This window comes from Variovorax sp. Varisp41 (assembly GCF_047325085.1).
In the GTDB taxonomy this organism is placed as follows: Bacteria; Pseudomonadota; Gammaproteobacteria; order Burkholderiales; family Burkholderiaceae_C; genus Variovorax.
Genome location: NZ_CP168541.1, coordinates 1,779,422 through 1,799,100 on the forward strand (window position 1 = coordinate 1,779,422; position 19,679 = coordinate 1,799,100).

A 19,679-nucleotide genomic window follows, 5' to 3' on the forward strand; every position below is an offset into this window, starting at 1 on the left:
GAAAGAAGCTTCCTCATGAACACACAGAACCAGAAGATCGCCGTCGTCTCCGGCGGCTCGCGCGGCATCGGCGCCGCCGTGGCGCGCCGCCTCGCGCGCGACGGCATCACCGTCGCGCTGCTGCACCGGAGCAATGCCGCCGCGGCCGAGGCCGTGGTGCGCGGCATCGTCGCCGAGGGCGGCCGCGCATCCGCGTTCCAGGCCGACGTCACCGACGAGGCCGCGGCGAACGCCGCCGTGGCCGCCATTGTCGAGACCTACGGCCACATCGACATCCTCGTGCATGCGGCCGGCACCTTCGTCGCGGCGCCGGTGGGCGAGCTCACGCGCGCCATGTTCGTCGAGCAGATGGACACCCATGCGTGGAGCACCATCGTTCTGACGCAGGCCGTGCTGCCGCACATCCCGAAGGCGGGCGGCGCCATCGTCAACGTGTCGACCGACCTGGTCCACATCCCCGGTGGCGGCACCGCGCTGTATTCCGCGGCCAAGGGCGCGGTCGAAGTGCTCACCAAGGGCTTCGCGATGGAGCTCGGCGCGCGCAACATCCGCGTCAACGCGGTGGCGCCCGCCATCACGCGCACCGACATGACCTCGGGCATCCCGGCCGATCACCTGCGCGAGGAGACCGCGCTCACGCCGCTGGGCCGGCTGGCCGAGCCCGAGGACATCGCCGACGTGGTGGCGTTCCTCGCGTCGAACGATGCGCGCTGGGTGACGGGGCGCACGGTGCTGACGGACGGCGGGCGGATCTAGGTGCGTAGGCCCGACAGGTTGTTTTGGCGCCAGGTCGGGTCTCGAATGACCACAAGTTGGTCCGCCCTTCGTGCAGATGCTTTGCGCAAATCGTTGCGACGCGGGTGCCGTTAGCCTGAGTGCCACCTGACGGTTCGCGGCGGAGAAGGAAAGAACCGCGTTGGCGAGAAATTCTCTTCGCTGCTGTCAGCGCCGATTTCTCGGTGCCCGTTAGGTTCTTCCTGTGCTGCGGCGCACGCAGATCCGGAAGAGCAATGAGCAAGAGATCTTCATTCTTCGTTGTCGAAATTTCGGCGATGACGTTGGCACTCCTGGCCGCAGGTTGTGTCGTGCAGCCACCGCTGGTGTCCCATGCGACGGTCCAACCCGTGCCTGTCGCCGCCGTTGCTCCGCGTGTCGTGAGCGTGTATGTCGATCCGCCGCTGTATCAGCCCCCGCCGATTGCGGTGGCATGGGCCCCGCCGCCCATGTTGGTGGAGAGACCGCCGTCACCTCCCTTCGCGGGAGCGGTCTGGACTGGCGGCTATTGGACATGGCAGGGCAACTGGGTATGGGCCGCGGGACGTTGGGCCATGCCGCCCGAACCAGGCTATGCCTGGGTACAGCCGTACTACGAGCATCGCGATGGAGTCGTGGTCTTCATCACCGGCCACTGGTCGGGACCGGGCGTCGCGTTCATTCCGCCGCCGCCGGGTGTCAGTCTGGTGGTTTCAGCCGCGGCGGCAGGCGTGGTGGCCGGGCTCGCACCCATCGGACCGCAGGGCGTATTCGTTCCCGCACCGCCCGGCTCGCGGCTCGGCTTGATCGTGCCGGCACCCGTGGGAACTCCACCCGCGGTGGTCGTCAGCGCGCCGCCGGTGACCAACGTCGGCATGCGCGTGCAGAACACGACCATCTACAACGTGACGAACACGACGACGAACGTCACCAATGTCACGAACATCAACAACACGCGCACGGTCACAGTGGTGGCGCCCGCCAGCGCAACGGCCAGTGGCCGCTCCTTTGAAGCAGCAGTTCCGGCAAGTGCCCATCTGGCCGCCGCGTTGCCCTCGGTGGTGCATGCGGTGGCCCCCGTCCCGGAGAGCGCGAAGCCGGTCGCGGCACTTGTGCCTGGTCATCCGCCCGCCGCGGCCCGGCCTGTCGAGCCCGCGCGACAGACAGTCGCGGTGCCGCCGCAGATTCCCGCTGCGCCCGTTGAGGCGCATCCTCGGGTCGCGCCACCCCCTGTTGCGGCCAAGGCGGCCGAGCCCGCGGTGCCGGCCGCGGCCTCCGCTCGGCTGGCACCTGAAGCACCGCGAAGGGCGGAACCCGTGATCGGCGGACAGCAGCGCCCGCAGTCTGTTGCCCCCGCATCGATCGAGAGCGCGCGCCAGGTCAATGCATCGCGCCGATCGGATGAGCAACAGGCCTTGCGCATGCGTGAGTCGACGCCCAGAGAGCATCCGGCATCTCCTCCGCACGTCCAGGCGGGGCGCCCGGCGGCTTCGCCCGAGCATGTCGAGCAGCCCAGGAAGGAAGAGCACCGGGAGTAGGACAGCGGTACCGCGCGGGGCTGTTTGCCCGTCCGGTGGGCGCAAAAAGCTGCGTGACATGGTTTCTTGCGTTGCATGGCTCTCGTGCATGCATGCTGCGAGCAACGGACCCGAGCCATTGCGCGCACCTGCCGCGAAGAAGGCCATGCAAGTCGATGCCCGGCAGCAGGAAAGCACGGCTGCGAGGCCACGTCGCAGGGTCAAAGCAATTCGCCGTTGACGCTGTGCGCTTCGATCGCCCACCCACTGTCCGTGGCGAGCGGAGAGGCCGGGCCTTGCGCCTGTACCTGATCTCCGGGCTTCAGTTGCAGGCGCTCCATTCCCTGCGGACGGAGGTGAACGAAATCGCCGCTGTCCAGAACAACGCCATTGGCGGCGCCATGCTTGGCAAAGTTCAGGCGCACGACCTTCCCATGCACCTGCGTTTGCGGTTCGGCCGTTCTGGTCGCGCGACCGTCGACGGCCGCCAATCGCTCGAAGTGGTAGACGAAGTGTTCGCCGTCGCCCTTCGGCGAAGGTCCGGTTTCGCGGCCTTCGACGACCAGCGCCTGGTCGCGACGAAGGCTCAGCAACAGGGTGACGCTCGAGCTGTCGTGGGGATCGACCACGAACTGCGTGACGATGCCTTCCGTGTCTATCAACAGCCCTTCGATGCCGCCTTTGGGGCTGTAAAGCAGGTGCTGGAAGCGGCCCTCCACGGACCAGATGTCATCGTGCTCGGCGGGATGATGGTGTGGCATTTGGAGGTTCTCGAAGCTCTTGTGTCGTGGGAAAGGTGCTGGCAGCTCTTTCAGGAGGCTGGTCGCACCATCGGGCGCGGCAGATGCGGTACGCGCTGCCGCCTTTCGCAGTAGCGCGCAACGTGCCAGCACCGGAATCCTTTGAAATCAACGACTTGAGACCGCCGTTGCGGCGACATCCGGATGATTCGGGGACAGCGGGCGTCCGTTTCCCGGACACCGGCACCACCGCGCATCCTCGCATCGATGACGCGGGCCGCGCAGGCATGGCCCGTGCGCCGCAAGGCTGTCATCCCGGCTTCATCCGAGCTTCACACGATCCCGTTTTTCACAAGAGGGGATCAGTCTTGAAACGCATTCTGAGCGCGTCCGCGTTGGCGGCCGCGATGTTGCTCGCTGCCTGCGGCGGCGGTGATGGTTCGTCGGTGGCCTTCATTCCGCCACCCGCATCGGGCGGTGGCGGCGATACGCCGGGTACGCCCACGGCCCAGCCGATGGATCTGACGATCCTGCACATCAACGACCACCACTCGAACCTCGACAGCAAGACCAAGACCTTGCAGCTGCGCAGCGCCAGCGGCGGCGCGCCCGGCCCGGTGCAGGTCGATGCGGGCGGCTTCCCGCGCGTCACGGCCGCCATCGAGGCGCTGGCCGCGAAGTCCACCAACGTGCTCAAGCTGCATGCGGGCGACGCCCAGACCGGCACGCTCTACTTCAACCGCGCGGGCGCCGACGGCGAGGCCGATGCCGCGCTGATGAACACCGTCTGCTTCGACGCCTTCACGCTCGGCAACCACGAGTTCGACAAGGGCGACAGCGGCCTGAAGAAGTTCATCGACTTCCTCCACAAGGGCGCGTGCAAGACGCCGGTGCTGAGCGCCAACGTCAACTTCGGTGCGAAATCCGCGCTCCATCCCTCGAAGGCGCCGGGCTACGTCGACAAGTCCATCGTCGTGCAGCGCGGCGGCCAGTCGATCGGCCTCGTGGGCCTGACGATCGCGGCCAAGACCAAGGCCTCGTCGAGCCCCGACCCCGACACCACCTTCGAGGACGAAGCCGTCGCGGCCCAGCGCGAGATCGATGCGCTGAAGGCGCGCGGCGTGAACAAGATCATCGTGATGAGCCACATCGGCTACGAGTACGACAAGACCGTGATCGCCAAGCTCAGCGGCGTGGACGTCGTGGTCGGCGGCGACTCGCACACGCTGGTCGGCCCGGCCGGGCTGACGGCCTATGGCGTGGGTTCGCCCGCGGGCGCCTATCCCACGCGTGCGACCGACAAGGACGGCAAGCCCGTCTGCCTGGTGCAGGCCTGGGAATACAGCCAGGTGGTGGGCGAGCTCAAGGTGTCCTTCGACGCCCAGGGCAACGTGACGAACTGCGCCGGCACGCCGCACGTACTGATCGGCGACGAGTTCAGGGTCGGCACTTCGTCCACCTCCACGCCGCCGCCGCTGGCCACGCCCGAACAGAAGACCGCGATCCTAGCCGACATCGCGGCGAGCGGCTTCCTGCGCATGACCACGCCCAGCGTGGCGGCCACGGCGGTGCTCAAGCCCTTCAAGGACAAGGTGGATGCGTTCACGAAGAGCGAGGTGGCCACGGTGCCGGTCGAGCTCTGCTCGCGCCGCGTGCCGGGTGGCGTCGGCAGCACCGACTACAGCCGCTCGAGCGCGGCCTGCAATGCACTGGGCGAGGTCAGCCTGCGCGGCGGCGACATCCAGCAGCTGGTGGCCCAGGCCTATGTCGACGTGGCCAATGCCGAGTACGGCGGCGCCGACATCTCGCTGCAGAGCGGCGGCGGCGTGCGCGTGCCGCTCAACGGCCGCGTGACCGCGGCGAACGTGATCGAGGTGCTGCCCTTCGGCAACATGCTGTTCCGCCTCGACGTTACCGGCCAGGAGGTCAAGAACATGCTCGAGGACGGCATGCAGGCGGTCTACGGTCCCAACGGTTCGACCGGCCCGTATCCCTACACCGGCAACCTCCGCTTCGACGTGAACGCGACCAGGGCCGAGGGCAGCCGCGTCACCAACATCGAGGTGCGCAATGCCGCCGCCAACACCTGGGGCCCGCTGGACCTGACGAAGACCTACAAGCTCTTCGTGCTGAGCTTCAATGCCACGGGCGGCGATGGCTACAAGACCCTGGCGGCCATTCCCGCGGCGCGCCGTCTCGACATTGGCGTGCTCGACGCGGACGTGTTCCAGACCTACATCGACCGTCAGGCCAAGGACGCCGGAACGGGGCTGCCGCAGCTGCGCAAGCTCGACGGGGCGCTGTACAGCACCAAGTCGTACGTGCAGCCCTGACGGGCCGAACCGGCGGGCCGCGTCGTGCGGCGCGCCGCTCCAGCTTCGCCGCCACCGGACAGACTTCCGCTGGCGGCGAATTCCTTTTCAATCCAAGTTGGTGCAGATTCGAACCTTATCCCTACGAATTTCATTACTTTGGTGCATAACTTTGAGCCATTCGTGCATGAGAATGCACGATTTTGGTCATACCGCACCTTTTTGGAGATAGAGGAATGAAGCACGCCAGCGCCCAAGACTTCCTGGCCAATGTGGCCCAGCGCAATCCCGGGCAGCCCGAATACCTGCAGGCCGTGACGGAGGTCATCCAGAGCCTGTGGCCCTTCATCGCTCAGCATCCGCGCTACCAGACGCAGGCGCTGCTGGAGCGGCTGGTGGAGCCCGAGCGCGTGATCACCTTCCGTGTCTGCTGGACTGACGATCACGGCGACGTGCAGGTCAACCGCGGCTACCGCATCCAGCACAGCCTGGCCATCGGCCCGTACAAGGGCGGCCTGCGTTTCCATCCGTCGGTGAACCTGTCGATCCTCAAGTTCCTGGCCTTCGAGCAGACCTTCAAGAACGCGCTGACCACGCTGCCGATGGGCGGCGGCAAGGGCGGTTCCGACTTCGATCCCAAGGGCCGCAGCCAGGGCGAGGTCATGCGCTTCTGCCAGGCCTTCGCCACCGAGCTGTTCCGCCACGTGGGCGCCTACACCGACGTGCCCGCGGGCGACATCGGCGTGGGCGGCCGCGAGGTGGGCTACCTCACCGGCATGGTCAAGAAGCTCACCAACCGCGCCGACTGCGTGTTCACCGGCAAGGGCCTCTCGTTCGGCGGCTCGCTGATCCGGCCCGAGGCCACGGGCTACGGCAACGTCTATTTCGCGCAGGAGATGCTGCAGACGCGCGGGCTCGGCTTCGAGGGGCTGCGCGTGTCGGTCTCGGGCGCGGGCAACGTCGCCCAGTACACGATCGAGAAGGCCATGGCGCTCGGGGCCAAGGTGGTCACGGTGTCCGACTCCAGCGGCACCGTGGTCGACGAATCGGGCTTCACCGCCGAGAAGCTCGCGGTGCTGATGGACGTGAAGAACCACCACTACGGCCGCGTGAGCGACTACGCCGAGCGCGTCGGCGCGAAGTTCGTTGCCGGTGCCACGCCGTGGCACGTGCCGGTGGACGTGGCGCTGCCCAGCGCGACCCAGAACGAGCTTGACGTCGAGGACGCGAAGACGCTGGTGAAGAACGGCGTGGTCTGCGTGGCCGAGGGCGCGAACATGCCGTCCACCATCGAGGCGGTCAAGGTGTTCGAGGCGGCCAACGTGCTGTATGCGCCGGGCAAGGCCAGCAACGCCGGCGGCGTGGCCACCTCGGGCCTGGAGATGAGCCAGAACGCAGCGCGCCTGTCATGGCCGCGCGAGGAGGTCGATGCGCGCCTGCTGCAGATCATGCGCAGCATCCACGAGGCCTGCCTGGCCCACGGGCGCCGCGAGGACGGCCGCGTGAGCTATGTCGACGGGGCGAACGTGGCGGGCTTCGTCAAGGTGGCGGATGCGATGCTGGCGCAAGGCGTCGTTTGAGAGACAGGGTCGAGAGACTTCATTCAGTTCAGAATGGATCCTTCGTGTTCGCGGAAGGGCCACTCCGATGAAGTTCTCGACCCAAGTCAAACCCATCAGCTATCTCAAGGACCACGCAACGGATATCGTCAAGGACATCTCGGAGAGTCGCGAACCGCTGCTGATCACGCAAGACGGGGAAGCGAAGCTCGTGGTGATGGATGTCCGCAGCTATGAGGAACGCGAAAAGACGATCGCGTTGCTGAAGCTCCTGGCATTGGGACATCGCGAGATCGAGCAAGGGCGGTTTCGCGATGCTGACGAAGTGTTCGCTGATCTGGCTGGAGACAACCAAGGACAAGGCCTCTTTTCGTGAGCCCTCGAAGTTTGGCCGTCCTTGTCGATCGGAACGCCGCGCCGCTTGACCATCAAGTCTTCAAAGCACCAGCGAACCTGTAGCTGCCGAGCACCAGCCCCGACGGCGTCGTCTTGCTTCTGACCAGCTCGAAGGCGCGCGCCGGCAATCCCTGCGCGAACAGGCGCTTGCCTGTGCCCAGCAGCACCGGATAGACGATCAGCATCATCTCGTCGACCAGCCCGTGCTCGAGCAGCGTCGATGTCAGCGTGGAGCTGCCCCAGAGCACGAGGTCCGGGCCGGCGCTCGACTTGAGGCGGCCGACGCTCTCGGCGATGTCCGGCCCGAGGCCTTCGAACGGACCCCAGGCCAGGCTGTCGGGGCGATGCGTCACGACGTACTTGGTCGCCGCATTCAGGCCGTCCGCCATCGGCCCGCCCGGCGCCTTGGGCCAGTAGTCCGACCACAGGTCGTAGGTGCGACGGCCCAGCAGCAGGTCGAAGCGTTCGCCATGCGCGGTGAGGACTTGATCGCGGCCCTCGGGCGTGCGGTAGGGCGCGGTCCAGTCGCCGTGCGGGAAGCCGTCCTCGCTGGAGGACTGGATCACGCCGTCCAGCGATACGTGCTCCATGATCTTGAGCTTTCTCATGCGGGTCTCCTTGCTGGTGTGGGTGGTTTGGGAGTGGCGGGACCTTGATGGTGTCCGGTGTGGAGGCTCGTGATCGAGGAGGGATGCGCCGCCTTCCAGAACGCCTCGACTGCCGTGCCCATCGGCTCGCGCCCGCGGTACAGCCGCACCTGCAGCGGCACGACCCATTCCTCGCCACCGGCCGGCACCAGCGTTCCCGCCGCGATGTCCTCGTCGATCAATGTCCTCGGCAGCCACGCAATCCCCCGCCCATCGAGCGCCATGGTCCGCAGCACCGAGGCCAGGTGCGCGGTGAACACCACCTTCGGTGCCAGCGCATCGAGCCTGCGGCCCAGCACGGCCTGCGCGATGCGCCCCAGCCCCGATTCCTGGCTGTAGGCGAGCAGCGGCACGGGCGCGGCGGCGCTCTTGCCCAGCACATGCCGCGCGCGGCCCCTGGCACCGCGCGCGCTTACTGGCACCAGCGCATCGGCGCCAACCTGCGTCGACAGCGCTCCCGAGTTATCGAGAGAGTTCGCGGCCTCGGGATGCGCATGGCTCAGCACGAACTGCACCTTGCCCTGCGACAGCAGCAGCTCGCAGCGCGGCAACAGGTCCGACATGAGCTGCACCGGGCCCAGTGCCACGCGCGATTCGAGCGTGCGCAGCCAGCGCGGCAGGAAGGTGAACGAGAGCGCATGCGTGGCGGCGAGCCGCAGGGTCGCGGCATCGGCTTCGTTGACGGCGCGCGCATCGGCGGGAATGCGGTCGACTCGCGCGCGCAGTTCACGCGCGACCGTGCCGAACCATTCGCCCGCGGGCGTGAGCGTGGCGGGCTGGCCGCTGCGGTCGAACAGCTCGGTGCCCAGCCATTCCTCGAGCGCGCGCACGCGGCGGCTGAAGGCCGGCTGGGTCAGGTGGCGCTCCTCGGCCGCGCGCGAGAAGTTGCCCGTTTCGGCCAGCACCAGGAAGTCGTCGAGCCAGAGGAAATTCATGGCGGTGCTTTCAAGGCATCGAAGTCTAGAAAAAGGGCATTGGCCGGATCGGCGCCGCGCGGCCACCATCGGGTCTTCCTCAGCTCCTGGAGACCTCCCGTGAAGATCGTCGAGATCCGCGAACAGACCCTTCCGATCAGTTCGCCCATCCGCAATGCGTACATCGACTTTAGCAAGATGACCCTGAGCCTCGTGGCGGTGATCACCGACGTGGTCCGCGACGGCAAGCCGGTGGTCGGCTACGGCTTCAATTCCAATGGCCGCTACGGCCAGGGCACGCTGATGCGCGAGCGCTTCATTCCGCGCATCCTCGAAGCCGAGCCCGACACGCTGCTCGACGCGAGCGGCCGCAACCTCGATCCGCACAAGGTGTGGGACGCGATGTTCAAGAACGAGAAGCCCGGCGGCCATGGCGAGCGCTCGGTCGCCATCGGCACCATCGACATGGCGGTGTGGGACGCGGTGGCGAAGATCGAGGGCAAGCCGCTGTTCCAGCTGCTGGCCGAGCGCTACGGCAACGGCACGCCGAACCCGAAGGTCTTCGTCTATGCGGCCGGCGGCTACTACTACCCGGGCCAGGACCACGGCAAGCTCAAGGACGAGATGCGCAGCTACATCGACCGCGGCTACACCGTGGTCAAGAAGAAGATCGGCGGCGACTCGCTCGACGAGGACCTGCGCCGCATCGACTCGATCTTGAGCGTGCTGCAGGACGGCCAGAAGCTGTGCGTGGACGCGAACGGCCGCTTCGACCTCGACACGGCGATCGCTTATGCCAAGGCGCTGTCGCAATACGACCTGTTCTGGTACGAGGAAGCCGGCGATCCGCTCGACTTCGAGCTGCAGGCCACGCTGCGCAACTACTACGCCAAGCCGATGGCCACGGGCGAGAACCTGTTCTCGATGCAGGACGCGCGCAACCTGATCCGCCACGGCGGCATGCGGCCCGACCGCGACTGGCTGCAGTTCGACTGCGCGCTCAGCTACGGCCTGGTCGAGTACCTGCGCACGCTCGACATGCTCAAGCAGCACGGCTGGTCCGCGAGCCGCTGCATCCCGCATGGCGGCCACCAGATGTCGCTCAACATCGCGGCCGGCCTGGGGCTCGGCGGCAACGAGTCCTACCCCGACCTGTTCCAGCCCTTTGGCGGCTTTCCCGACGGCGTGCAGGTGGAGAACGGCCACGTCACGCTGCCGCCGCTGCCGGGCATCGGCTTCGAGGGCAAGGCCGGCCTGTACGCGCGGATGCGGGCGCTGTCGGACTGAAGGGGCGATCGAGCGCGCGACCCGTGCGTCCGCTATATTCCGCCGGCCCCATCGTGGCCGGCGGGAGCGCAAGCCGTTGCGTCTCGCAACCCCTCAGGAGATCGAAGTGCATCCAAAGTTTTGCGGCCTCGTGGCCATCGTCGTGGCGCTGTCGGGCTGCAGCCTGTGGCCGAAGTCCGGCCCGTCCAAGGATGCGCCGAAGGCCGCGGCACCTAGCGAGACCTACCACTCGGACCGGCCCAAGTCCTTCACCAACGCGGCGGGCGTGTCGGTGCCCGAGAACCTGATGCTGCTGTGCCAGTACCGCGTGGGCAAGACGCTGGCGGAACAGGACGAGAAGAACCGGCAGTCGACCACGCCGCAGCGGCTCGAGTACGGCACGGGCGCGAGCGCGCCGCTGAAGGCTTGTTTGTCGGCCTACGGTTACCTCGAGCGCTGAGCGCGGGACTCATCCCGCGCCGGGGCGCAGTTCGGCCGGTGAATCGGACAGCTCGCCGACCAGGAAGTCCCTGAAGCTCTCGGCCGCCGGCGACAGTGCGCGGGCCCGCGCGCAGAACAGCGACAGGTGGCGATCCACCGTCGGTGAGGTCAGCGGCCGCGACACCAGGCCGAAGGATTCGAGCATCGGCAGCACGCGGCTGGGCTGGGCCGTGATGCCGAAGCCGCCGCGCACCATGCCGAGCGCGGTGGTGATGAACGACACCTCGTGCGCCGGATGCAGCGCCAGCGCATCCGAGTGCTTGAACAGATCGGCCTGCAGCCGGTTCGTGAAGTCGGGCGTGAGGCTCACGAACGGATGCTGCAGCGCCTGCGCCCAGCTCACGCGGGCGCGCGCGGCCAGCGCATGGTCGCCCGGGCACACCAGCCGGATGCGATCGCGCATCAGGCTTTGCTGCAGCAATTCGGGCGGCGTCGGGCGCTGCGGCGCGATGCAGAGGTCGGCCTCGCCGCTCACGACCCGCGCGGTCGCCTGCTGGTTCAGCGAATCGAGCACGTAGACCGCGATCGCGGGATACCGGCGGCGGTAGCGATGGATCATTTCGGGCAGCGTCGTCGCCGCATAGAGCGGCGTGCAGGCGATGCGCACTGTGCCGCGCTTCTTCTGCTCGAGGTCCTGCGTGCTCTCGAGCGCGCGCGAGAGATCGTCGAGCACCTGCCGCGCGAGCGGATAGAACTCGCTGCCCGCCAGCGCGAGGGCGGTCGACCGCGTCGTGCGGTCGAACAGTCGCACCCCCACGTTGCGTTCGAGATCGCGGATCAAGAGGCTCAGCGCAGAAGGCGTGAGATGGAGCCGGCGCGCCGCCGCGGCAAAGCTGCCGGCATCGGCGATGGCGACGAAGGCGCGCAACTGGCGCAGGGACACGTTTCCGATATTCATAAGACAAGCTCAACAGGGCCTAAAAAAGTCTAGCTTGTCTTAGCAATACCCGCTACCTACGATGCCCTTCATCCGAGACCAACACGAAGCGATTCCACGATGCTGCGATTCGATCCCAACCTGCGGTGGCTGTTCACCGAATACCCGATGCTCGAGCGTTACGAGGCAGCCGCCAGGGCCGGCTTCCGCGGCGTGGAGGTGGCCTTTCCCTACGAGTACCCGGCACGCGAGGTCGCGGCCCGGCTCGAGGCCAACGGGCTTGCGCTGGTGCAGATCCTCTCGCCCTTCGACTGGGACGCCGGCGAGCGCGGCTACGCGGCGCTGCCGGGACTCGAGGCGCGCTTCCGGCAGAGCATCCACACCGCGATCGACTACGCGGCGCAGGTGGGCGGTCCGATGATCCACGTGATGCCCGGCAACATCGGGCCGGACATGGACCGCGCCCGCTGCATGGACCTGTTCGAGGAGAACATCGCCTGGGCCGCCGACCAGGCCCGCGCCAGCGGGCTCACGCTGATCCTCGAGCCCTGCTGCCGCGCGCGCTTTCCCGACTTCCTCTATCACCGCATCGAGGAGGGCGTGGCGGTGGTCGAGGCGCTGGGCCGCGGGAACGTGAAGCTGTGCTTCGACACCTTCCACATCCAGACGGAGCAAGGTGCCATCGCCGAACGTCTGAAGGCCGCATGGCCTCACATCGGTCACATCCAGGTCGGCAGCGTGCCGGGCCGCAACCAACCGGGCACCGGCGAGATCCGTTTCCCCTACCTGTTCGAACTGATCGAGCAGATGGGTTGGGAGGGATGGATCGGCTGCGAGTACGCGCCTTCGGGCCACACGCTCGACACGCTGCAATGGGCCGCCGATCACGGCATCCGCGATCCGCGCACGCCAGCGGCCGCGCACTGAACACAACCACGAGGAGACGACCGCGATGCTCAGCGCCGCCGACAACGACATGCTCACCCGCACCGGGGCCCAGACACCGATGGGCCAGTTCTTCCGCCGCTTCTGGCAGCCCGTGGCGCTGTCGCGCGAACTGCCGGAGCGCGACGGCGCGCCGATGCGCGTGAACATCATGGGCGAGAGGCTGGTGGCCTTCCGCAACAGCGAGGGCGTGGTCGGACTGGTCGACGCACGCTGCCCGCACCGCGGCGCGGACTTGTACTTCGGACGCAACGAGAACTGCGCGATCCGCTGCGTGTTCCATGGCTGGCAGTTCGACCTGCAGGGGCGCCCGGTGGAGCTGCCCAACGTGCCGCCCGGCGCGAGCTACCACCAGACGCTGCGGCTCAAGGCCTACCCGACGCGCGAGCACGGCGGCGTGGTCTGGGCCTACATGGGACCCGATCCTTGGGAGCGCGAACTGCCCGAACTGCCGCAGCTCGAGTTCGCGGCCTTGCCGGAGTCGCACCGCTACGTCACCAAGAAGCTGCAGGAATGCAATTGGGCGCAATCGATCGAGGGCGCGCTCGATACCTCGCACTTCTCGTTCCTGCACATGCCGGCGCCGGGCGTGCCCTCGAACGCGAACCCCGATGCGCCGGCCGACGAGAAGCGCCTGCGCTGGATCCGCGAGGATCCGTTGCCGCTGTTCTCGATCCTCGAGCACGAGGTCGGCTTCGTCGTGGGTGGCGCGCGCCGCGCCGACGATGGCGTGCGCTACTGGCGCAGCGCGCAGTTCGCGCTGCCCTCGCACAGCACCACGCCCTCCACGCTGCCCGGCGAGACCCACTTCGGCTACACCTGGGTGCCGATCGACGACGAGAACTGCTGGATCTACACCTATGCGTGGAACCCGGATCGCCCGCTCGGCGAGGAGGAGGTCGCGAAGTTCAAGGAAGGCCACGGCGTGATCGCGGAGGTGGACGCGGACTTCATTCCGATCCGCAACCGCTCCAACGAATACCTGATCGATCGCGTCCACCAGAAGCACATCAGCTTTACCGGCGTGCGCGGCGTGGCCGAGCAGGACGCGATGATCCAGGACAGCCAGGGCCGCATCGCGGATCGCACGCAGGAGCACCTCTCGGCCTCCGATGCCGCCGTGGTGCGCTTTCGCCGCACCGTGCTCACGGGTGCGAAGGCACTGGCGCGCGGCATCGAGCCCAAGGCGCCGCTGCGGCACGAGGCCTACCGGCTGCGCTCGGGAAGCTGGTTCGCTTCCGAGGGCGTGTCCTTCGAGCAGGTGATGCTCGAGCGCTTCGGCGACACCGTCGGCCGCATCGCGGCGGCGCCGGGCGCATCGAGCGCCGAGGAGGCCGCCAGCGCTCGCTAGCTTTTTCCGCTTCCCCGTTCCCGACAAGAAATCCTGGAGACAAGACACGATGAACCCCCTGAAGAAGTTCCGCTGGTCCGCCGCGCTGGCGTTCGCGGCCTGCGCGCTGGTCGGTGCCGCCACCGTCCATGCGAGCAACTACCCGTCCAAACCCATCAAGCTGATCATTCCCTACGCGGTCGGCGGCTCGACCGACCAGACGGGGCGGCTCATGGCCAAGTCGCTGTCCGAACGGCTCGGGCAGGCCGTGGTGGTCGAGAACCGCGCGGGCGCCGGGGGCACCCTGGGCCAGGACTTCGTGGCCAAGGCATCGGCCGATGGCTACACGCTGCTGTTCAGCGCCGCGGGTCCGCTCACGGTGACGCCGCACACCTATGCGAAGCTGAGCTACGACCCGGTCAAGTCCTTCGAGCCGATCGCGCTGGTGGCCACACAACCGCTGCTGCTGGCCGTGAAGCCGGGCCTCAAGGCCGACAGCGTGGCCGAGTTGATCGCGCAGGCCAAGGCCAACCCCGGCAAGCTGTCGTACGGATCCTTCGGCAACGGCAGTGCCGCGCACCTGGCCGGCGAATACTTCAAGACGCTGGCCGGCGTGGACATGGTGCACGTGCCCTACAAGGGCAGCGGGCCCGCGCTGGTCGACCTGGTGGCGGGGCAGATCGACCTGATGTTCGACGTCTTCAGCACCTCGGCGCCGCTGGTCAAGGCCGGCAAGCTGCGCGCGCTCGCGATCACTTCCACCGAGCGCTCGCCGCAGTTCCCGCAGGTGCCGACCATGCAGCAGGCCGGGGTCGCGGGCTTCGAGGCCGGCACCTGGTTCGGGCTGCTGGCGCCGGCCGGCACGCCGCGGCCCGTCATCGACAAGCTCTCGGCCGCGGTCAACGCGGCGCTCGGCGAGAAGGAGCTGCAGGAGACGCTGGCCTCGCAGGGCGCGAGCGTGCGCGGCGGCACGCCCGAGCAGTTCAGGAGCTACTTCCTGGCCGAGTACGACAAGTGGGGCCGCATCGTGAAGTCGGCCGGCGTCACGGCCGACTGAGCGCGGCGCCTCTTCCGTTTTTCTTCCACCCGCCCCTCGTCAGGGGGCCGTCTTCCGTCATGAAACTTCTGAGCTATTCCCACCAGGGACGGGCGCGCTGGGGCGCGCTCGTCGATGAACGCATCGTCGACCTGCAGGCCGCATCGCAGGGGCGCTGCCCCACGCTGCGCAGCGCGCTCGCCCAACTGGACCTGCCCGCGATCGAGGCCTTGGCCAGGAGCGCCGTCCCCGGCGTCGCGCTCGGCGAGGTGACGCTGCTGCCGGTCGTGCCCGACGCGCCGCGCATCTTCTGCATCGGCCTCAACTACGAGGAGCATCGCGTCGAGGCGCGGCGCGAGAAGACCGGCCAGCCGACCGTGTTCCTGCGCGTGGCGTCCTCCCAGGTCGGCCACGGCCAGCCGATCGTGCTGCCGCGCGAATCCACCTGCCTCGACTACGAGGGCGAGATCGCGATCGTCATCGGCCGCGGCGGCCGGCGCATCCGCGAGCAGGATGCCTGGACGCACGTGGCCGGCTATGCGCCCTACAACGATGCCTCGGTGCGCGACTGGCAGGCCCACACCACGCAGTGGACGCCGGGCAAGAACTTTCCCGCCACGGGAGGCTTCGGGCCCTGGATGGTCACGCGCGGCGAGATCGCCGACGGGCAGGAACTGGGACTGGCCACGCGGCTCAACGGCGAGGTGGTGCAGCAGGCGACGACCGCGCAGCTGATCTTCCCGATGCCCACCCTGATCGCCTACATCTCGACCTTCACCGCGCTCGAGCCGGGCGACGTGATCGTGACCGGCACGCCCGGCGGCGTGGGCTTCAAGCGCCAGCCGCCGCTGTACCTGCGCGCGGGCGACGTGGTGGAGATCGAGGTGGAGGGCGTGGGCATCCTGTCGAACGCCGTGCAAGCCGAATGACCGGCACGCGGCCGATCGAGGCGCGCATCGCCGCGCGCGCGAGCGTGGCGCCGGACATCTGTGCCCTCGAGATCGAGGCGCGCGACGGCACGCCGCTGCCGGCCTTCGATGCCGGGGCCCACATCGACGTGCATGTCGATGGCTTCGTGCGGCAGTACTCGCTGCTCGGCGCGCCGTGCGCGGCGCCCGCGCGCTATCGCATCGCGGTGCTGAAGACCGCCGCCTCGCGCGGCGGCTCCGAGGCGGTGCACGCCCGGCTGCAGGCGGGCAGCGCGCTGCGGATCTCGGTACCGAGGAACCTGTTCCCGCTGCAGCCGCAAAGCCCATGGTCGCTGCTCGTCGCGGGCGGCATCGGCATCACGCCGCTGCTGAGCATGGCGGCGGCACTGCATGCGGCCGGCTCGCCATTCGAGCTGCACTACTGCGCGCGCTCGCGCGGCGCCATGGCTTTCGTCGACGAGCTGCTGCGCTCGCCGTTCGCGCGCGCAGTGCACTTGCATGCGGACGACGAGAGGGCGTTCGATGCCGCGCGGGTGCTGGCCGGCCGGCCCGGCGACGCGCGGCTCTATGTCTGCGGCCCGCAGGGCTTCATGGACCATGTGCTGCGCACCGCGAAGGCCGCGGGCTGGGACGAGCGCAGGTTGCACCACGAGTCCTTCCAACCGGTGGCAGCGGCCCAAGGCGATCGCGGCTTCGAACTGGTCGCGGCGCGCAGCGGCAGGCGCATCGCGGTCGCGGCCAACGAGACGGCGCTGCAGGCGCTGCGGCGCGAGGGCATCGAGATCGCATCGTCCTGCGAGCAAGGAGTCTGCGGAAGCTGCCTCACACCGGTGCTCGACGGCCGGGTCGAGCACCGCGATGCCTTTCTCACGGCGCAGGAGCAGGCGCTGCACGACCAGTTCCTGCCGTGCTGTTCGCGCGCGCTCGGCGAGGTGTTGACGCTCGATCTCTGAGGCCGTCGCGGGCCGGGCTGCGAGGGGCGGCGCGTCGGCACGCCATCCTAGAATCGCCGCATGGCATCTCCAGCGGCTTCTTCATGATCGGTTCCGGCGGCAGGCCCACCAGCAGGGACGTCGCGCGGCTCGCGGGGGTGTCGCAGGCGACGGTGTCGCGCGTGCTGCAGAACTCGCCGCTGGTGCAGCCGGCCACGCGCCAGGCGGTGCTCGATGCGATCGCGCAATCGGGCTATGCGCCCAACGCGGCCGCGCGCTGGATGCGCACCAGGCGCACCGGCATCATCGCGCTGGTGGTCGCCAATCTCGCGGTCAATCCGCTCTACCCGGCGATGCTGCAGCTGCTCTCGGCGGCGCTGCGCAAGCGCGGCCTCTCGGCCTCGGTCTACGAGGAAGAAGACTTCAGCGACGCGACCATGCGCGTGATGGTCGAGAGCGGCGTGGACGGCGTCATCACCACCACGGCCACCGAGGCCTCGCTGCCGCTGCTCGAGCGCATCGCGCAGAAGGTGCCGCTGGTGCTGCTGCACCGCACCGTGGGCTCGGATGCCTTCGACCAGTTCTCGAGCGACAACCGCGCGAGCGGCGCCTCGACCGCGGGCTTCTTCGTGGACCATGGGCGCACGCGTATCGGCCTGATCTCGGGCCACGACCTGCCGAGCACCTTGCGCGAGCGCGAGCAGGGCTTCGTCGAGGAGCTCGCGCGGCGCGGCGTCGCGTTGAGCCCGGGCGCGGTGGCGCGGGTGCCGAAGTTCTCCTATGCCGCGGGCCAGGATGCGGCGCGTGCGATCCTGCAGTCGGGCCGCGTCGATGCGATCTTCGGCGTCAACGACATCGTGGCGATCGGCGCGCTCGACGGCGTGCGCTCGCGGGGGCTCGCGGTGCCGCGCGACGTCTGGGTGGTGGGCCACGACGACGTGCCGATGGCCGCCTGGGACAGCATCGCGCTCACGACGGTCTCGCAGTCGCGCGAGGCGATGGTGGAGGCCGCCGTCGCGCGGCTGTGCGCGCGGCTCGACAACCAGCAGATGGAGCCAGCACGCGTGGTGCTGCCGCACGCGTTCATCGTGCGGGGCACGGCCGGCTGATCGACGCCTCGCGGCTCAGTCCAACGTGATGTTGTTCTCGTGGGCCACCTTGCCCCACTTCGCGACCTCGTTCTTCAGGTAGCTCGCGAACTCCTCGGGCGTCGAGCCGACGATGTCGGCGCCCATCGACGTGAGCTTGGCGGCCGTCTCGGGCTGCTTGAGGATCTTCACGATCTCGGTGTTGAGCCGCGCGACGATCTCGGGCGGCAGGTTGGCCGGACCCATCACGCCGCCCCACGAGTTGGCCTCGAAGTTCGGGATGCCGCCTTCGGCCACCGTGGGCACGGAGCTCAGCGCCGACGAGCGCTTGGCGCCGGTCACCGCGATCGGCTTGAGCAGCCCGCTCTTGATCTGCGACATGCCGCCGATCACGGTCGGGAAGATCACGCTCACGTTGCCCGCGATGGTGTCTTGCAGGCCGGGCGCATCGCCCTTGTAGGGCACGTGGACCATCTTGAAGTTCGCCATCGACTTCATCATCTCGCCCGCGAGATGGTTGGCCGATCCGTTGCCGGCCGAGGCATAGGTCAGCTTGTCGGGATGCGCCTTGGCATAGGCGATCAGCTCCTTCATCGAGTTCACCGGCATCGAGGGCTGCACCAGCACCACCAGCGGCACCACCGAGGTCAGCGTGATCGGCGTGAAGTCCTTGATCGCGTCGTAGGGCAGCTTGCGGTAGACGGCCGGGTTGATCGCGTTGGGTCCGAGGTTGGCCATCAGGATGGTGTAGCCGTCGGGCGCCGACTTGGCGACGTACTCGAGCGCGATCAGGCCGTTGGCACCGGGCCGGTTCTCGACCACGAAGGCCTGGCCCAGCGCCTCGGTGAGCTTCACGCTGAGCAGGCGCGCGGTCACGTCGGAGGCGCCGCCGGGCGGGTAGGGCACGACGAAGCGCACGGGCTGCTTGGCCGGCCAGGCCTGGGCCAGCGCGGCGGCCGAGAACGCGAGCGAGGCCACGCACAGGCCCGCGGCGCGCCACAGGGAGCGGGCCTTCATGCGGCCACCGCCGAGGGCGAGGCCGCGGGCAGCGGCAGGTCCAGCGTCGTGGTGCGCCGCAGCTCGCGCCGGTACTTCTTGTCGTCGAAGGGCCGCGCGCGGTGCATGGTGGTGCGGTTGTCCCAGATCACGAAGTCGTGCACCCGCCATTCGTGTCGGTAGATGAACTGCGGTTGCGTCGCATGCTCGCTGAGGTCGCGCAGGATCAGCCGGCCCTCGGGCACGGCCATGTCGACGATGTGCGAGGCATGCGAGGCGAGGTAGAGCGAGCGTCGCCCGGTGCGCGGCAGGGTGCGCGCCAGCGGATGCACCGCGCCCTTGAGCCGCTGCTTCTCTTCCTCGGAGAACTCGAAGCCCATGATCTGGCGCGAGTAGGCGATCGAATGGAAGACCTGCAGCCCTTCGATGGCGGCCTTCGTCGCGTCGTCGAGCGCGTCGTAGGCGGCGCGCATGTCGGCGAACTCGGTGTCGGCCCGCACCGGCGGCACCACGCGCGCCGACAGCATCGAGTAGCGCCCGGGCGGGTTCTCGAACGAGGCGTCGGTGTGCCACAGCCGATTGCTGATGGTGCTCATGCGCAGCCGGTGGTCGGCCGGCAGGATCTGGCCGTCGGCGCCGACGTTGGAGATGTCGGTCAGGGCCTCGTTGCCGAAGCGGTTCTTGGCGAGCACGGCGACCGAGGTCTTGCTGTGCAGCGTGCCGTCGAAGCGCTCGGCGAAGGCGAGCTGCTCCTCGTTCTCGAGCGGCTGGTCGCGAAAGACCAGCACCGCGTGTTCGTCCATGCCGGCGCGCAGCTGCGCGAGCGTGTCGGGGTCGGTCAGGGTGCGCAGGCTGATGCCGGTCACCTCGGCGCCCAGCACCGAAGGGAGTTTCTGGATGTGTAGTGTCATGGTGGAGTCGTCTTTGGGTACGTATTCATG

Annotated in this window: 19 protein-coding genes; 13 read left to right on the top strand and 6 right to left on the bottom strand. The window is 68.4% G+C overall.

What is annotated here, in order from left to right:
* Positions 1-15 precede the first annotated feature (15 nt).
* Together ACEN9J_RS39625 and ACEN9J_RS39630 are read left to right on the top strand one after the other, a co-directional pair.
* Entirely contained in the window at positions 16-756 is a 741-nt protein-coding gene (locus ACEN9J_RS39625) for an SDR family NAD(P)-dependent oxidoreductase (protein WP_413765194.1), read from the top strand.
* A gap of 254 nt (positions 757-1,010) precedes the next feature.
* Positions 1,011-2,291 carry a hypothetical protein gene (locus ACEN9J_RS39630; RefSeq protein ID WP_413765195.1) on the top strand — a complete coding sequence of 427 codons (1,281 nt, stop codon included), beginning with the start codon at positions 1,011-1,013 and terminating at the stop codon, positions 2,289-2,291.
* Positions 2,292-2,491: 200 nt separating this feature from the next.
* On the opposite strand, the gene ACEN9J_RS39635 is transcribed toward ACEN9J_RS39630, so the two are convergent.
* Positions 2,492-3,031, bottom strand: coding sequence for a hypothetical protein (locus ACEN9J_RS39635; RefSeq protein ID WP_296736772.1), 540 nt, complete (start codon positions 3,029-3,031; stop codon positions 2,492-2,494).
* A gap of 386 nt (positions 3,032-3,417) precedes the next feature.
* On the opposite strand from ACEN9J_RS39635, the gene ACEN9J_RS39640 reads away from it, so the two are divergent.
* The 3 genes from ACEN9J_RS39640 to ACEN9J_RS39650 all read left to right on the top strand — a co-directional run bounded on the left by ACEN9J_RS39640 (position 3,418) and on the right by ACEN9J_RS39650 (position 7,257).
* Positions 3,418-5,343 (top strand): bifunctional metallophosphatase/5'-nucleotidase, encoded by a 1,926-nt coding sequence (locus tag ACEN9J_RS39640; RefSeq protein ID WP_413765719.1) that lies wholly within the window; start codon positions 3,418-3,420, stop codon positions 5,341-5,343.
* Positions 5,344-5,558: 215 nt separating this feature from the next.
* Positions 5,559-6,902 carry an NADP-specific glutamate dehydrogenase gene (gene gdhA, locus ACEN9J_RS39645; protein ID WP_413765196.1) on the top strand — a complete coding sequence of 448 codons (1,344 nt, stop codon included), beginning with the start codon at positions 5,559-5,561 and terminating at the stop codon, positions 6,900-6,902.
* 67 nt (positions 6,903-6,969) lie between these two features.
* Positions 6,970-7,257 carry a type II toxin-antitoxin system Phd/YefM family antitoxin gene (locus ACEN9J_RS39650; RefSeq protein ID WP_413765197.1) on the top strand — a complete coding sequence of 96 codons (288 nt, stop codon included), beginning with the start codon at positions 6,970-6,972 and terminating at the stop codon, positions 7,255-7,257.
* 52 nt (positions 7,258-7,309) lie between these two features.
* On the opposite strand, the gene ACEN9J_RS39655 is transcribed toward ACEN9J_RS39650, so the two are convergent.
* Together ACEN9J_RS39655 and ACEN9J_RS39660 are read right to left on the bottom strand one after the other, a co-directional pair.
* On the bottom strand, positions 7,310-7,885 hold the full coding sequence (locus tag ACEN9J_RS39655) for a dihydrofolate reductase family protein (RefSeq protein ID WP_057593873.1): 576 nt from the start codon (positions 7,883-7,885) through the stop codon (positions 7,310-7,312).
* Positions 7,882-8,859, bottom strand: a complete 978-nt coding sequence (locus ACEN9J_RS39660) for a LysR family transcriptional regulator (RefSeq protein WP_064262195.1) — start codon at positions 8,857-8,859, stop codon at positions 7,882-7,884. The genes ACEN9J_RS39655 and ACEN9J_RS39660 overlap by 4 nt, the downstream gene beginning before the upstream one ends.
* Positions 8,860-8,958: 99 nt before the next feature.
* On the opposite strand from ACEN9J_RS39660, the gene ACEN9J_RS39665 reads away from it, so the two are divergent.
* Together ACEN9J_RS39665 and ACEN9J_RS39670 are read left to right on the top strand one after the other, a co-directional pair.
* Positions 8,959-10,125: a mandelate racemase/muconate lactonizing enzyme family protein gene (locus ACEN9J_RS39665; RefSeq protein ID WP_261216903.1), complete on the top strand. Its 1,167-nt coding sequence runs from the start codon at positions 8,959-8,961 to the stop codon at positions 10,123-10,125.
* A gap of 106 nt (positions 10,126-10,231) precedes the next feature.
* A complete protein-coding gene (locus ACEN9J_RS39670; protein WP_261216902.1) occupies positions 10,232-10,564 on the top strand; it encodes a hypothetical protein in 333 nt (110 codons plus the stop codon).
* Positions 10,565-10,573: 9 nt separating this feature from the next.
* On the opposite strand, the gene ACEN9J_RS39675 is transcribed toward ACEN9J_RS39670, so the two are convergent.
* Positions 10,574-11,503 carry a LysR family transcriptional regulator gene (locus ACEN9J_RS39675; RefSeq protein ID WP_261216901.1) on the bottom strand — a complete coding sequence of 310 codons (930 nt, stop codon included), beginning with the start codon at positions 11,501-11,503 and terminating at the stop codon, positions 10,574-10,576.
* Between the two features lie 99 nt (positions 11,504-11,602).
* Here ACEN9J_RS39675 and ACEN9J_RS39680 point away from each other — a divergent pair, with 99 nt between their 5' ends.
* From ACEN9J_RS39680 to ACEN9J_RS39705, 6 genes are all read left to right on the top strand, one after another.
* A complete protein-coding gene (locus ACEN9J_RS39680; RefSeq protein WP_413765198.1) occupies positions 11,603-12,409 on the top strand; it encodes a hydroxypyruvate isomerase family protein in 807 nt (268 codons plus the stop codon).
* A gap of 25 nt (positions 12,410-12,434) precedes the next feature.
* On the top strand, positions 12,435-13,778 hold the full coding sequence (locus ACEN9J_RS39685) for a Rieske 2Fe-2S domain-containing protein (protein ID WP_261216899.1): 1,344 nt from the start codon (positions 12,435-12,437) through the stop codon (positions 13,776-13,778).
* Positions 13,779-13,827: 49 nt separating this feature from the next.
* On the top strand, positions 13,828-14,814 hold the full coding sequence (locus ACEN9J_RS39690; protein WP_413765199.1) for a Bug family tripartite tricarboxylate transporter substrate binding protein: 987 nt from the start codon (positions 13,828-13,830) through the stop codon (positions 14,812-14,814).
* A 59-nt stretch (positions 14,815-14,873) separates the two neighbouring features.
* Positions 14,874-15,722, top strand: a complete 849-nt coding sequence (locus tag ACEN9J_RS39695; protein WP_413765200.1) for a fumarylacetoacetate hydrolase family protein — start codon at positions 14,874-14,876, stop codon at positions 15,720-15,722.
* A complete protein-coding gene (locus tag ACEN9J_RS39700; RefSeq protein ID WP_413765201.1) occupies positions 15,719-16,675 on the top strand; it encodes a PDR/VanB family oxidoreductase in 957 nt (318 codons plus the stop codon). Before ACEN9J_RS39695 ends, ACEN9J_RS39700 begins: the two co-directional genes overlap by 4 nt.
* A gap of 83 nt (positions 16,676-16,758) precedes the next feature.
* Complete coding sequence (locus ACEN9J_RS39705; protein ID WP_261216891.1) at positions 16,759-17,763, top strand: LacI family DNA-binding transcriptional regulator; 1,005 nt, start codon at positions 16,759-16,761, stop codon at positions 17,761-17,763.
* 15 nt (positions 17,764-17,778) lie between these two features.
* On the opposite strand, the gene ACEN9J_RS39710 is transcribed toward ACEN9J_RS39705, so the two are convergent.
* Both ACEN9J_RS39710 and ACEN9J_RS39715 read right to left on the bottom strand, forming a co-directional pair.
* Entirely contained in the window at positions 17,779-18,759 is a 981-nt protein-coding gene (locus tag ACEN9J_RS39710) for a tripartite tricarboxylate transporter substrate binding protein (RefSeq protein ID WP_261216890.1), read from the bottom strand.
* Complete coding sequence (locus ACEN9J_RS39715) at positions 18,756-19,649, bottom strand: TauD/TfdA dioxygenase family protein (RefSeq protein ID WP_261216888.1); 894 nt, start codon at positions 19,647-19,649, stop codon at positions 18,756-18,758. The genes ACEN9J_RS39710 and ACEN9J_RS39715 overlap by 4 nt, the downstream gene beginning before the upstream one ends.
* Positions 19,650-19,679 lie beyond the last annotated feature (30 nt).